Origin of the sequence: Bradyrhizobium sp. MOS002 (genome assembly GCF_003020115.1) — a bacterium.
Lineage (GTDB): Bacteria > Pseudomonadota > Alphaproteobacteria > Rhizobiales > Xanthobacteraceae > Bradyrhizobium.
Genome location: NZ_PYFX01000003.1, coordinates 249,429 through 262,425, shown reverse-complemented (window position 1 = coordinate 262,425; position 12,997 = coordinate 249,429). Strand labels below are relative to the sequence as shown.

Here is a 12,997-nt window from a genome sequence, read left to right as displayed (position 1 = left end):
GATGGTTTACGGCTTACTTCGCGCTCTCCCCGGGGAGCGATGCACTATTGCCCCCGTCGCCCCGCAGATGGCTGATGCGCGCGCCCGGTCGGGCAGCACGCATCACCACAGGACTTGACGCACAGACCCCGGGCGTCAGGACCACACGACTTGACCGTCCGCGCACGTCCTCGCTGGGCCTTCGGGAGCTGGCGTGTGCTCGCACCCAAAGCCATGCGAAGACGCTGTCGGCGCCGTGTCGTAGGCGCGAAAGCCTGTGCTCACGGTTTCCCGCCCTGCAAAGCTCGCCGCGCTCGACGCCGTCGCGTCCATCGCTGCCCAACCCGCGGTTCGTGACGATCGCGATCCGCCCCTTGTCCCGGGTCAGGGTGTGTCGTACGTACGACAAATCCGAATTTCGGTAAAGTGGAATATTTTCGCGGGCGGGGATTGACAGGCGGTGAGGGAAATTTGTGCGGGTGTTTTGCCCGACGGGCACTCCGCCGATCCATCGCGCCCCAATTGCTTCGGCATCGTCATTGCGAGCGCAGCGAAGCAATCCAGACTTTACCCGTGGAGGGACTCTGGATTGCTTCGCTGCGCTCGCAATGACGGCGTCGCGTGGTGCGTACCGGCGGGCTCTATTCCGTCGACAGCCGCACCATCTGGCGGCCGCCGTTCATTTCCTTGAGGCTGTTGACGAAGTTTTCCGGGCGCTGCCAGCGGTTGGGGACCTTCAATCCCATGTACTCGGCGATGTCGCCGATGAAGCCGGTGCAATTGGTGGTCTCGGCGTTCCAGACCGGCGAGTTCGCCTGCAATTTCTTGATATAGGCAAACACGCGCTTGGCGTCGGCTTCGTTGAGATAGACGCGGTAGTTCGCGGTCAGATAGTCCGGGTCGAGATCGCCGTAACTCGCGCCGGTCTCTGCCGGCACCCAGGTGAGATGACCGAGCACATAGGCCCAGGTGTCGCCCGACGGCGTGAGGCCTGCGACCTCGACGGCGCGCTCGCTGGTCTTGCCGTACCAGACGAAGGCATGGCCCCAGCTCGCTGCCGTGCGGGCGCGGAAATCGACGTAGTACGGACCTTTCTCCGCGCGCGCGACTGCGCGACGCGACGATGGCGCCGGCCGTGATACGGCGTCGGTCGTCCCAAGCGCGTTCGCGTCAGCAACGCGCTTGTTCGCTTCGTGGGCCGAGGCCGAAGGTGTCGTACACGCGAGCATGGCCGCGAGCGCAAATCCCGCAAGGATGCAGGGTCCCGATCGATCAGGTTTGTTGGTCACGCTGTGCCCCTCGACTCTCGGCCACTCACGCAGAGTGCTTCTTCTGCGCGTATTTCGCTAGCGCGTCAGTAGCGCGCCGCGACGGGGCCAGGCGCCTTGCCGATCGGGGCTTTTCCAACCGGGCTCTTGCCAATCGGCATCTTGCCGATCGGCGCCTGCTCCGAATAGACGGGAACGGGCTGGCGACGCGGCAGATCCGCAGCGTTCGCGACCGTCACCAGAGCAAACGTAGCACCCACGACAAATACAATCTTCTTCACAGTCATACCCCTAGAAGGTTTGGTCCAAACACGGCACCGCCGTGCCCCCAGACACGCCCCACAGAAGGGCGGCCGAATGCGTCCACAGTGCGGCATCCGCGAGACATGTTGGCGGCATCTGTCGGGCACGCGGAGATGTGATGCGTCTGAGTGTTTCGGAGCCCGCGGCTTGTAGGATGGGTAGAGCGGAAGCGAAACCCGTCGAATGCTTAGCCGAGGTGAGATGATGGGTTTCGCTGCGCTCTACCCATCCTACGGAGCTCACCCGATCCGGTTCAGGCTGTTCCGGATCGTCGAGAAGATGCCGCCGATGTCTTTTCGCAAGCCGTCGAGCGCGTTGAAATTGTCGAAGACGCGGGCGAGGCGGTCTTCGACCTCGCGCTTGCTTCTGGTCAGCGCGTCGACGCGCGAGGCGAGGGTGACGTCGCCGCTCGCCTCGATCTCGCCGACGGTTTTGGCGAGGAGGTCGCGGGTTGTGCCGACGTCCGTGATCAGGGCCTCGATGCCGAACACCGGGGCCTTCAGCGGGACGAGGTCGGCCTGCGACTTCGACAGCTCCGTCTTGAAGGCGTTCAGCGTCGCCAGCGTCTCCTGCAACGCGCCGAGGCGCTGGCGCGACTGGAGGACAAACTCGTTCAGCGCATTCTGGCGGTCGGCAAGCGTCTTCCCGTCGGCGTCGGTCTCGACACCGGCGAGCGAGCGCTCGAGCTGGGCCTGGCGCAGGCGGAGCTCTTCGAAGTCGAGCCCGATGCCTTTCAGGATGTGGAAGCTGTCGTCGACGCGGGCCAGGCGCTGCTCGATCTCGATCTTGTTCTTCGACAGCGTCTCGACGCGGGTGCCAAGCGGCGCTTCGCCGCCGGTTTCGAGCTCGTCGACGCTTTTGGCGAGGCGCTCATGGCTGAGACCCAGCTCGCCGATCAGGGCATTGAGGCCGGCGTCCGACGCGCGCAGCGGCACCAGTTCGGCGTGGGACTTCGCCAGATCTTCCTTGTACTGGTTCAGGGTCGCGAAGGTGTCCTGGACCTTGCCCACCCGGGACAGCAGCGTCGACACGTCGCGCGCGATGTCCTTGAGCCGGTCGGCGAGGTTGTTCTTGCGGTCGTCGGTCTCGAGGTCGTGCAGCGAGCGTTCGAGCTGGTTCTGGCGGTCGCGGATCTCGGTGAAAACGGGCTCGACCGCGCGGCGCTGCTCGGCGACCTTGCCGACCATGTCGCGCAGTTCCTGCTGGCGGCGGCGGATCTCGGCGAGCTGGTCGTGCATGTCGGTGGATTCGTTGCGGCCCCGCTGGAGCAGCGCACGCTGCTCGGTCTCGCCCAGCTTGTCATGGAGGGCGGAGACGGCCTCCCGGGGATCGCTCTCGATCAGGTGCTGGACGGTGGCGTCGAGGTGGTTCTGCAGGGCATGGGCGACGACGACGTCCTCGCGGGTCTTCTTGAGGCGGTCGCGCAAATTGTCGAGGCGACGGTCCTGGCGCGAGAGCCGCCAGGCGGAGGCGCCGATCAGTGCCAGCGCCAGTGCCAGGATCGCGCCGGTCGCAATACGTTGCGGGACAGGCAGGCCTCCGAACCAGGCGGGCAGGTGGCCGACCTCGTAACCGAGCGCCTGCTGGGCGAAGATCGCGATGGCGGCGAGCAGAACAAACCACGCAACCAGGAAAAACAGCCACATCGTGACTTCCTCACGCCGGCACATTATCGCCATAATTGCTATTGGAGAGCGGAACCGAGATCAAGGGGCGGGCGCGGGCGCACCCATTTTTCAGGCGCGCAATCCGCGGCCGGCCGGGACGAACCGGCCACGACGATGAGGAAGCACCGCACGTGGCCGGCCTATTCGTGCCTTGTCACCAAGCTTTGCCCCAGCCGTAGTGGGGATTGGAGGGGCCAGTGGCGGGCCGTTGCTGGCCGTCACTGCAACGGGGACAGTTGAATGTCGTGCTCGAAGACGGGTGAGGAGTCGCAACCCGGCTATAGTAGGACTGGCTCCCGTGGCCGGCCAAAAAGCGGGCTTCGGCCGAACCGGTCGTGGCCAGGATGGTGCCAGCCAGTGAAACGCCGGCCAGAATGCCCGTCATGATCCCCTTGAGCGTCATCGTACTTCCCCATCTGAAGTCCAACGCAGTAGGCGCCGAACAGTGAAAGGACCCTACGACCATGCCGCAAACCCATCTGTGGTTTTGGTCACATTTCGGCTGTCAGATCTCTGCAAGGCATTCAATTTGCCGGGTCTTCCTGGCCAGGTCTTCCCGATTTAGGCGGAGCACAGATGTCGGACGGAGGCTGGGAATTCGTACCCGCGTGAGCGTAGCGATATGCGCGTGCCCTGCGGGTATGGTGTCCCGGATATCGCTACGATCCGGGCCGGGGCACCGCGGTTGCGGCTACAGCCGAAACTCGTTCGTCAATTCGCCGATGCCGTCGATCGCGACGGTCACTGTATTGACCGGCTCTTTCATCACGCCGACGCCGACCGAGGTGCCGACGGCAATGAGGTCGCCGGGGAGCAGGGTCATGTCGTGGGAGATCCTGCTGACCAGCTCCTGCGCGGTGAAGATCATGTCCGATATCGGGTAGTTCTGCCGCTCCGCGCCGTTGAGGATGGTGCGGACCACCAGCTTGGCCGGATCGAGACCGGTGGCGATGACGGGACCGAACGGGCCGTAATCGTCGATGCCCTTGGCCCGCGCCCATTGCGGGAAGGTGGGATCGCTGGTCAGGATGTCGTTGGCGGTGATGTCGTTGACGCAGGTGTAGCCGAAGATGACGCTGTCCGCTTCCGCCGGCGACACCCGGGCGCAGGTCTTGCCGATGACGATGCCGAGCTCGCCTTCATGGGTGGTCTTGCCGTCGTAATAAGAGGGGCGGCGGATCACCGCGCCAGGCGTCGTGATACTGGTGGTGGCCTTCAGGAGGTAGAGCGGCTCCGGCGGCTCGGGCTGGTTGAGCTTGGCTGCGAGCGCGTGAAAATTGTTCCAGAGCGCGACGATCTTGCTGGGCGCGCAGGGCGCCAGCAGCTCGACCTCCGACAGCGCCAGCATCTTGCCGGTGGCTGCATGGTGGCCAAACATCTCGCCCTCATGCACCCTGATGCCTGACGAATTCAGCGTGCCGAAGCCGGTCGCACCGCTCTTGCGGAAGCGGAGCCATTGTTTGATCTCGCCAGCCATCATGCCACCGCCAGCGCGCGCGGATCTGACGATGTCGAGATGCCGTCGTAGAGACCGGCGATGCGGGCGCGCTGAGTCACCATCGCCAGCACGGAGTCGAGCGCGGGGGTGGCGACGCCGGTGAGGCGGCCCATCTCCTGCACGACGGTGACGAGCGGGTCGATCTCCATCGGGCGGCCGCGCTCGAGATCCTGGAGCATCGAGGTCTTGTGCGCGCCGACCTTGCGGGCGCCTTCGATGCGGCGCTCGACGTCGACGCGGAATTTGACGCCGAACGTCTCGGCGATGCCCTGCGTCTCCATCATGATCGCGCGCGACAGCGCGCGGGTGGCAGGATCGGTGCAGATCACGTCGAGCGTTGCATGGGTGAGTGCGCTGATCGGGTTGAAGCAGACATTGCCCCACAGCTTGAGCCAGATCTCGTCGCGGATGCGGTCGAGGACCGGGGCTTTCAGCCCGGCGGCGACGAAGAGATCGGCGAGGCGTTGCACGTCCGGGGTGATCTCGCCGGAGGGCTCGCCGAGCGGAAAATTGTTGCCGTAGACGTGACGGATCACGCCGGGTGCCTCGATCTCGGTGGCGGGATAGACGATGCAGCCGATGGCGCGCTCGGCGCCGATTTCGCGCCACTGCCGTCCGCCGGGGTCAATGCTCTCCAGCGTCGAGTTCTCGTATTGGCCGCCGTGCTTGTGGAAGTACCAATAAGGGATGCCGTTGACGGCGGTGACGATGCGGGTGTGGGGTCCGAGCAACGGCTGCATCTTCTCGATCACGCCGGTGATCGAGTGCGCCTTCAGCGTGATGATGATGTAGTCCTGCACGCCGAACTCGGCGGGAACGTCGGTGCAGCGCGGATGCACGGTGTGCTTCTCCTCGCCCGCGAGCAGCGTCAGGCCGCGCTCGCGCATCGCGGCAAGGTGCGCGCCGCGAGCGACCAGGCTGACGTCGGCGCCCGCGCGCGCGAGCTGAACTCCGAGATATCCGCCGATTGCGCCGGCGCCGTAGATGCAGATCTTCATGGAATCCTCGCGAAGCAGCAGAAGCCGGATTTCGGGACGAAAGATCCGGTCCGGCTCGGAAGGGTCCGAGCCGGGGCCGGTAGTCGCAGGGGAAGTGAGGCGCGTTAAGCTGCTTGCGGCGTGCCGTTGATCGCTTCGTCGATGAGGGCAGCGACGTCGCGCATGCTGATGACCGAGACGAGGCTGTAATCGTCGATCACGGGCAGGTGCCGGATGTGATTCCGGTTCATCAGATGGCGGACGTGCTCGATCGTGTCGCTCGAGGTGCAGGATACGAGCTGCTGCACCGAGACGAGCTGCGAGACCTTGACGTTGACGGCATTGGCGCCGTGCTCGGCGACCGCGCGCACGACGTCGCGCTCGGTGAACATGCCGACCGCGGTGTTACCTTCGGAGCGGACCACGTCCTTCACCACCAGTGCGCTGATATTGTTGGCGCGCATCAGCTTGGCGGCGATACCCACCGTTTCGTTCATTCGCACCGTGACAACGCGCGGTGTCTTCTTGCGCAGAATGTCTCCGACCAGCATTGCAACCTCCTTGGGTGAATGACGAGCCAAGTGTGGTATACATAATGCCAACCGTCAAGCCTTCGATTTGGCTGATCCGAAAAATCTTGCGGCAGCAATGCTGACATTTGCCGCGAGCCAAACAAGAAAGGGGCGCATCGCTGCGCCCCCTTCTCGCCCGTCCAAGGTGCGTGTTTGTTATGCCGTCTCGGTCTTGGCGTTCCCCGTCGTGGCGTTGGCGCTCTCGGCTTCCTTGCCGAGGATGAAGGAGCGGCGCATCGGCTTGATCACGAACAGCGCCATCAGCGCCGCCGTCGCGTTCAGCGCAACCGCGACCACGAACACGGCCTTCCAGCCATACGTGGCCGAGATCACGCTTGCGAGCGGAACGAGCAGGGACGCCGTCCCCTTCGCCGTGTAGAGCATGCCGTTGTTGGTGGTTGCGAACTTCGAGCCGAAGGTGTCGCCGCAGGTGGCGGGGAACAACGAGTAGATCTCGCCGAACACGCCGAAATAGACCGCGGTGGCGAGCACGAAGACGACAGGCACGTGGCCATAGGCCGACAGCGTCAGCAGCATCAGCGCGGCGGTGCCGAAGGCGATGAACATGGTGTGCTCGCGGCCGATCGTGTCGGAGACGAAGCCGAAGAAGGGACGTCCGAAACCGTCGAAGATGCGGTCGAGCGAGATCGCGAACGTCAATGCCGCCATCTGGAAGCCGGCGAGCGTGACCGGCGTGTCGGCGATCTTGAAGTCGTGCGCGATCGGGGCGATCTGCGCCGCGGTCATCAGGCCGCCCGAGGCGACCATGACGAACACGAGATACATGACCCAGAAAATAGGGGCGCGCAGCACCTGGGGCGGGGTGAAGTCGATCTTGGTCTGCGGCAAATTGAGCTGCTTCTTCTTCGGCGGAATCGAGAGCCGCGGCGGTTGAATGAAGAACGCGAGCACGAAGACGATCACGCCCTGGCCGATGCCGAAGGTGAGGAACGCGTGCTGATAGCCGCTCGTTGCGATCATGGTCGCGATCGGCACGACGGTGAGTGCAGCGCCCGCGCCGAAGCCGGCGGCGGTTGCACCGGCGGCAAGGCCCCGGCGATCAGGAAACCATTTCAGCGCGTTGCCGACGCAGGTGCCGTACACCGCGCCCGCGCCCATGCCGCCGATGATCGCGGCCGCATAGAGCAAAGTGAGGCTATCGGCGTAGGAGTTGAGAATCCACGACAGCGCGATCATGACACCCCCGAACATGATGACGATGCGCGGGCCGTATTTGTCGACGAACCAGGCCTCGATCGGCACCAGCCAGGTTTCGGTGACGACGAAGATGGTGAAAGCGAGCTGGATCGCGGCGCGTCCCCAGTGGTGCGCGTGATCGATCGGATCGACGAACAGCGTCCAGCCATATTGCAGGTTGGCGATCATCGCCATGCAGACGATGCCCATGACCAGCTGGAGCCAACGGAAACCTGTGCGGAGAGGCGCGGCCGTGACAGCGCCATCGGTGCTGGAAATCATCAAGAACCTCCCAAGCGCCTGTCTGGTTCGACACCGATCGCAAGATGACCTGATGTCGCAATATTGTGGCTTATCGTCGCAAGCGCGGCGCCGACCTTGGTATACCATATTCCAGATTGCAAGCCCTATCTTGGCAAGCCGGTGACAAAATATGCGGAGTTCCGTACGGGACGGCGGGTTCACGAAAACCTTGCGCACAACGAAAACGCCCGGCCGCGAGGCCGGGCGTTTTGCGCGAGAAAGCGCTTTTCGAGAGCGTCAGACGGTCGATTGCGCGACCACGACCTTGCGCCAGGGTTTGAGCACCGCGATCGCCAGCGCCGAGGCCAGGATGTTGGCGCCGGCCGCGATGATGAACACGTTGTCCCAACTGCCCGACGACTGCTGCATGTAGTTGCCGATCGGGACCAGCAGCGCGGCCGTGCCCTTCGCGGTGTAAAGCAGGCCGGCATTGGTGGTCGCGAACTTGGCGCCGAACGTGTCGGTGCAGGTCGAGGGGAACAGCGAGTAGATCTCACCCCAGGCGAAGAACACGAAGCCCGAGAGCAGCACGAACCAGAGCGGATCGTGGCCCCAGAGGTAGAGCATCCAAATGCCGATACCTTCCATGCCGAAGGCGATGAACATCGTATTCTCGCGGCCGATCATGTCGGAGATCCAACCGAAGAACGGGCGCGTCAGGCCGTTGAGCACGCGGTCGATCGTGGCCGCGAAGGTCACCGCGGTCATGGTCACCGCCATTAGCGTGACCGGGACGTTGTCGATTTTCCAGTCGGCCGCGATCGGCTTCAAATTGGCCGTCACCATCAGGCCGCCGGCGCCGACGATGACGAACATGAAGTACATCAGCCAGAAGATCGGCTGACGCAGCACCTCAGTCGGCTGATAGTTGCGGCGGGTCTGTTGCAGATTGGCGTTCGCCACGATGTTCGGCACCTGGCCTGCCTTCGGCGCCAGCAGGAAGAAGGCGAGGATGCAGATGATGATGCCTTGTCCGAGACCGAAATAGAGGAAGGTGGTCTGGAAACCGCTGTCCTTGATCATGGCCTGGATCGGCGCGACGGTCAGCGCAGAACCTGCACCGAAGCCCGCGGCCGTGATGCCCGCGGCAAGACCGCGCTTGTCCGGAAACCACTTCAGCGCGTTACCGACGCAGGTGCCGTAGACGCCGCCGGCACCGATGCCCGCGACGATCATGCCGAGATAGTAGCCATTGAGCGTTGTCGCCTGCGCGTTGATGGCCCAGCCAATGGCGCAGAGCACGCCGCCGACCAGCACGACGATGCGCGGGCCGTATTTGTCGACGAACCATCCTTCGATCGGCACGAGCCAGGTCTCGAACAGCACGAACAGCGTAAAGGCCCATTGGATCGACGCACGATCCCAGCCGAATTTCTTCTGGATGTCGGGGACGAAGAACGTCCAGCCGTATTGGTAGTTGGCGATCATCACCATAGCCGCGACACCGACTGCCAATTGCGCCCAGCGATACGTGTCGCTAACGCGCGCGGCTGTCGGGGCGGTTGCTTGCACCATGTCCGTCATAAAGCCTCCCGTGGCGCCTCTCATTTTTCTGCGAGCGCTGGAACGGCATTCTTGTATGCATTATGCCAAGCTTCAAGCGCTGGTCCGGTCACCGTGCGCAAATGCCGCAGGACCTTGCGCGATTGCGGCTGTGACTCAGGACAGCACAAGTAGAAATGGCCCCGTCATCCGGGGCCATTCATCAAAAGTAGTATGCGAAGCGTTCTGAAACCGTCTCGCGGCGCGGGAGGCTGCCCAGCTTACAGGCCGAAGCGCGGCAGGTCGCCATTGTGATTCGAGATCTCGGCGCTCGCCATCAGGAGGCGGTCGATCGTGGCCATCAGGCGGGCGAACAGCGAGGAGGAGGGCGCGAGAGCGACGGAAGCGGTCTTGGACATCGGAAATCCCTTTCTTGAGACGGTCAGCAGTGCTGTCTCATTTCGAAGGGCAATTTATGTATACCAGATGCCAATGTCTATGCATGCCATTGCATAGCAGCATTTAATCCACCGCATTGCAGCATAACGCCGGGTTAACGGCTTAGGAATGCGGCGTTCGGGAACTTGGCGGAGGCGAAGGTCTTGGCAGCGCAGGTCTTGGCAGCGCAAGGCAAAGCCGTTAGTGGTCTGCCCCCTTCCAATCATCTGTCAGAGTGGTTCATGTCGAGCGCCTCGCCCGCCGTCTCGATCGGCATCGATTTTGGGACCAGCAACACGGTCGTGGCCCTTGCAGCGGACGACCGCCGGGTCGAGGCCATCCGCTTCGACCATGGCGGACAGCGCCACAGCGTCTTCGTATCCGCGCTGTGCTTCTGGGAGGACCGGCCGGGAGCCGGGGCCCAGGCCGAAGGCGGCCCGTGGGCGATCGAGCAGTTCCTGGAAGGCCGGCATGTCTACCGCTTCCTCCAGTCGTTCAAGACCTTTGCCGCGAGCTCCAGCTTCAACACCACCCAGGTGTTCCGGCAGCGCTACAAGTTCGAGGATATTTTGGCGGCGTTCCTGCGGACGCTGGCGCGCCATGGTGGCGATAAATTCGGCTTCGAGACGTCCACCATCACTGTCGGCCGCCCCGTCCGCTTCGCCGGCGGCAATCCCGACGAGGCGCTGGCGATGCAGCGCTACCGGGCCGCGTTCGAGCGCCTTGGCGCCGGCCACGCCCGCTATGTCTATGAGCCTGTCGGAGCTGCGTTCTCCTTCGCCCGCCGGCTGGAGCGCGATGCGACCGTGCTGGTCGCGGATTTCGGCGGCGGCACCAGCGATTTCTCCGTGATGCGGTTCTCGCGTGCCGGCGGCGCCTTGCGTGCCGAGCCGCTCGGCCATGCCGGCATCGGGATTGCGGGCGACACGTTCGATTATCGTATTGTCGATCACGTCGTCTCGCCGCGGCTGGGCAAGGGCTCCAGCTTCCGCTCGTTCGACAAGGTGCTGCCGATCCCCACCGGCCACTACACCAACCTCGCGCGCTGGCATCAGCTCGCGATGATGAAGAGCAACGGCGACCTGCGCGAACTCCGGGAGCTTGCGCGCACCGCGGTGAAGCCGGCTCTGCTCGAGGATTTCATCACCATCGTCGATCTCGACCTCGGCTTTTCGCTGTACCGCGCGGTATCCGACGCCAAGGTCGCGCTATCCGCGCAGGACCAGGTGGAGTTCCGCTTCAAAGGCGGCGGGGTCGACATCGGCTCGACCATCACGCGGAAGAATTTCGAAGCCTGGATTGCCGACGACATCGCGAGGCTCGCGGCCACCGTCGACAAGGTGCTGGGCGAAGCCGGCATCACCGCGCGCGAGATCGAGAAGGTGTTTTTGACCGGCGGCACGTCCTTCGTGCCCGCCGTTCGAAAACTGTTCGCCGAGCGGTTCGGCAACGAACGGCTGATGTCGGGCGACCAGTTCGAGTCGATCGCCTACGGCCTTGCGTTGATCGGACATAGCCCGGACCCCGACCGCTGGACCGCAAGCGGCGGGCTCCAGTCGAGGGCGGGCGCGTAGCCTACGGTTACGCGGCCGCCCCTAAGTCCCGTCCGGTCGCTATTGCTTGATCTCGGGCTCGACGAGCTTCGCCAGATTGCGCAGCGATTCCTGCCAGCCGAGATAGCAAGCCTCCGGCGGGATGACGTCGGGGATGCCGGCCTGCGTGATATCCAGCTCGGTTCCGACGGATACTTTCTTCAGGATCACGGTGACCTGGATCTCGCCCGGCAGATTGGGGTCGTCGAACCTGTCGGTGTAGCGGAGACGTTCGCCGGGGACGAGCTCGAGATATTCGCCGCCGAAGGCGTGGCTGCTGCCCGTCGTGAAGTTACGGAACGACATCTTGAACGTGCCCCCGACCTTCGGCTCGAAATGATGGACGGTGCAGGTGAAGCCGTTCGGCGGAAGCCATTTCGCCAGCGCGTCCGCCTCCAGGAAGGCGCGATAGACTTTCTCCGGACTGGTCGTGAGAACGCGGTGCAGGCGGACAGTGCTGGGCATGATCATCTTCCTCATGAATCGCCGGGCTCGACGTCAGCGTCTATTGCCCATTCATGTCTAGATGACGGACGAGATACCGCCGATCCGACAGGGCATCTCGAATTTTTTGATAGATGACTGGCAGACTGCCGCCACGACCGGTGGCATCATGGTGAACACCAGCTTGCAACAGCGGATCACCGGATTGTTTCGTCGGCCTGCGTGAGGCGCCGACCGCGAAAGCTGGCCGGCCATCACGCGCTCGACTGCATCGGTTGCACTTATTGATCGAGACGAATCTGCGCGGTTTTGACAATGTCCTGCCAGCGCGCGATCTCTTCGGTCATCCGCCGCTTGAGCGGTTCGGGGCCTCGCTGGTCCGGCGGTGGCAGGATCAAGCCCACCTGTTCGAGCCGTCTCCGCACGCCGTCATCGTCGAGCGCTGCGCGAAGCGCATCCGAGAAGCGGTCGCGAATGGCGTCAGGCGCGCCTTTCGGCAGGTAGAGCGCGAACCAGCTCGATGCGACAAACTGTGGAAGCCCTGCTTCCCTCGCCGTCGGCGTGTCCGGCAATTGCGGAACCCGTGCGGGCGCCGAAACGGTCAGAAAACGCAGATTGTTGTCACCCAGGAAGGGAAGAACGTCGCCCAACAGTCCACAGCTGAAGTCGCTGCGGCCCGCGATCAGGTCGGTCATCGCCAGCGCTGATCCGCGATATGGCACCTCCACCGGCTTGAATCCGATCACGGAGGTGAACAGCAGACAGCTGATGTGGCTGATCGAACCGACACCCGCATGGCCCAAGGTGAGGTCTGGGCCACGCGCCTTGGCGATCGCGATGAACGACGCCATGCTGTCGGCGGCGAGGTCGCGACGAACGACGACGAGGATCGGCGTTTCCGCAACGAGGCCGATCGGCGTGAAATCAACCATTGGGTCGTAACGGAGATTCGGATACAGCGCGACCGATGCAGCATGCGTCCCGACGTGACCGCTGACGAGCGTATAACCGTCGGGCGCGCTTTTCGCGACGCGTGTTGAGCCGGTCGTGCCGCCCGCCCCGGCGATGTTCTCGACAATGATCGGCTGCCCAAGTTTTCGCGCCATGTGTTCGGACACGATCCGGCTCATCACGTCATTGGGGCCGCCAGCCGCGAACGGGACGATCAACGTGATTGGCCGTGACGGGAACGGCGACTCGGCCTGTGCCGCATTCAACATTGTCAGCACCGCAGCTGCGACGAGGCCGATGCGCTTGCGCTTCAAAATCATATGGCC

12 protein-coding genes are annotated in these 12,997 nt (G+C 63.8%); 1 reads left to right on the top strand and 11 read right to left on the bottom strand.

Features of this window, described 5'->3' with window-relative positions:
* Nucleotides 1-620: 620 nt before the first annotated feature.
* The 9 genes from C7G41_RS10000 to C7G41_RS37720 form a co-directional block, all read right to left on the bottom strand.
* A complete protein-coding gene (locus C7G41_RS10000) occupies nucleotides 621-1,268 on the bottom strand; it encodes a hypothetical protein (protein ID WP_106942409.1) in 648 nt (215 codons plus the stop codon).
* Nucleotides 1,269-1,333: 65 nt separating this feature from the next.
* Complete coding sequence (locus C7G41_RS09995; RefSeq protein ID WP_106942408.1) at nucleotides 1,334-1,534, bottom strand: hypothetical protein; 201 nt, start codon at nucleotides 1,532-1,534, stop codon at nucleotides 1,334-1,336.
* A 255-nt stretch (nucleotides 1,535-1,789) separates the two neighbouring features.
* Nucleotides 1,790-3,196 carry a hypothetical protein gene (locus C7G41_RS09990; RefSeq protein WP_199198288.1) on the bottom strand — a complete coding sequence of 469 codons (1,407 nt, stop codon included), beginning with the start codon at nucleotides 3,194-3,196 and terminating at the stop codon, nucleotides 1,790-1,792.
* Nucleotides 3,197-3,908: 712 nt separating this feature from the next.
* Nucleotides 3,909-4,697 (bottom strand): fumarylacetoacetate hydrolase family protein, encoded by a 789-nt coding sequence (locus C7G41_RS09985; protein WP_106942406.1) that lies wholly within the window; start codon nucleotides 4,695-4,697, stop codon nucleotides 3,909-3,911.
* Nucleotides 4,694-5,713, bottom strand: coding sequence for a 2-dehydropantoate 2-reductase (locus C7G41_RS09980; RefSeq protein ID WP_106942405.1), 1,020 nt, complete (start codon nucleotides 5,711-5,713; stop codon nucleotides 4,694-4,696). The genes C7G41_RS09985 and C7G41_RS09980 overlap by 4 nt, the downstream gene beginning before the upstream one ends.
* Before the next feature lie 104 nt (nucleotides 5,714-5,817).
* Nucleotides 5,818-6,243 (bottom strand): CBS domain-containing protein, encoded by a 426-nt coding sequence (locus tag C7G41_RS09975; protein ID WP_106942404.1) that lies wholly within the window; start codon nucleotides 6,241-6,243, stop codon nucleotides 5,818-5,820.
* Between the two features lie 177 nt (nucleotides 6,244-6,420).
* Entirely contained in the window at nucleotides 6,421-7,743 is a 1,323-nt protein-coding gene (oxlT, locus tag C7G41_RS09970; protein WP_106942906.1) for an oxalate/formate MFS antiporter, read from the bottom strand.
* 258 nt (nucleotides 7,744-8,001) lie between these two features.
* Nucleotides 8,002-9,288 carry an oxalate/formate MFS antiporter gene (oxlT, locus tag C7G41_RS09965; protein WP_106942403.1) on the bottom strand — a complete coding sequence of 429 codons (1,287 nt, stop codon included), beginning with the start codon at nucleotides 9,286-9,288 and terminating at the stop codon, nucleotides 8,002-8,004.
* Nucleotides 9,289-9,527: 239 nt separating this feature from the next.
* A complete protein-coding gene (locus tag C7G41_RS37720; protein WP_007593333.1) occupies nucleotides 9,528-9,665 on the bottom strand; it encodes a hypothetical protein in 138 nt (45 codons plus the stop codon).
* 261 nt (nucleotides 9,666-9,926) lie between these two features.
* Here C7G41_RS37720 and C7G41_RS09955 point away from each other — a divergent pair, with 261 nt between their 5' ends.
* Nucleotides 9,927-11,258, top strand: coding sequence for an Hsp70 family protein (locus C7G41_RS09955; protein WP_106942402.1), 1,332 nt, complete (start codon nucleotides 9,927-9,929; stop codon nucleotides 11,256-11,258).
* 39 nt (nucleotides 11,259-11,297) lie between these two features.
* Here the strand turns inward: C7G41_RS09955 and C7G41_RS09950 are convergent, their stop codons facing one another.
* On the bottom strand, nucleotides 11,298-11,741 hold the full coding sequence (locus C7G41_RS09950; RefSeq protein WP_106942905.1) for an SRPBCC family protein: 444 nt from the start codon (nucleotides 11,739-11,741) through the stop codon (nucleotides 11,298-11,300).
* Nucleotides 11,742-12,001: 260 nt separating this feature from the next.
* Entirely contained in the window at nucleotides 12,002-12,991 is a 990-nt protein-coding gene (locus C7G41_RS09945) for a tripartite tricarboxylate transporter substrate binding protein (RefSeq protein ID WP_106942401.1), read from the bottom strand.
* Nucleotides 12,992-12,997 lie beyond the last annotated feature (6 nt).

Coding starts and splice junctions, on each gene's coding strand:
- C7G41_RS09995 (WP_106942408.1), bottom strand. CDS start 1,534: ATGACTGTGAAGAAGATTGTATTTGTCGTGGGTGCTACGTTTGCTCTG.
- C7G41_RS09990 (WP_199198288.1), bottom strand. CDS start 3,196: ATGTGGCTGTTTTTCCTGGTTGCGTGGTTTGTTCTGCTCGCCGCCATC.
- C7G41_RS09985 (WP_106942406.1), bottom strand. CDS start 4,697: ATGATGGCTGGCGAGATCAAACAATGGCTCCGCTTCCGCAAGAGCGGT.
- C7G41_RS09980 (WP_106942405.1), bottom strand. CDS start 5,713: ATGAAGATCTGCATCTACGGCGCCGGCGCAATCGGCGGATATCTCGGA.
- C7G41_RS09975 (WP_106942404.1), bottom strand. CDS start 6,243: ATGCTGGTCGGAGACATTCTGCGCAAGAAGACACCGCGCGTTGTCACG.
- oxlT (WP_106942906.1), bottom strand. CDS start 7,743: ATGATTTCCAGCACCGATGGCGCTGTCACGGCCGCGCCTCTCCGCACA.
- oxlT (WP_106942403.1), bottom strand. CDS start 9,288: ATGACGGACATGGTGCAAGCAACCGCCCCGACAGCCGCGCGCGTTAGC.
- C7G41_RS37720 (WP_007593333.1), bottom strand. CDS start 9,665: ATGTCCAAGACCGCTTCCGTCGCTCTCGCGCCCTCCTCCTCGCTGTTC.
- C7G41_RS09955 (WP_106942402.1), top strand. CDS start 9,927: ATGTCGAGCGCCTCGCCCGCCGTCTCGATCGGCATCGATTTTGGGACC.
- C7G41_RS09950 (WP_106942905.1), bottom strand. CDS start 11,741: ATGCCCAGCACTGTCCGCCTGCACCGCGTTCTCACGACCAGTCCGGAG.
- C7G41_RS09945 (WP_106942401.1), bottom strand. CDS start 12,991: ATGATTTTGAAGCGCAAGCGCATCGGCCTCGTCGCAGCTGCGGTGCTG.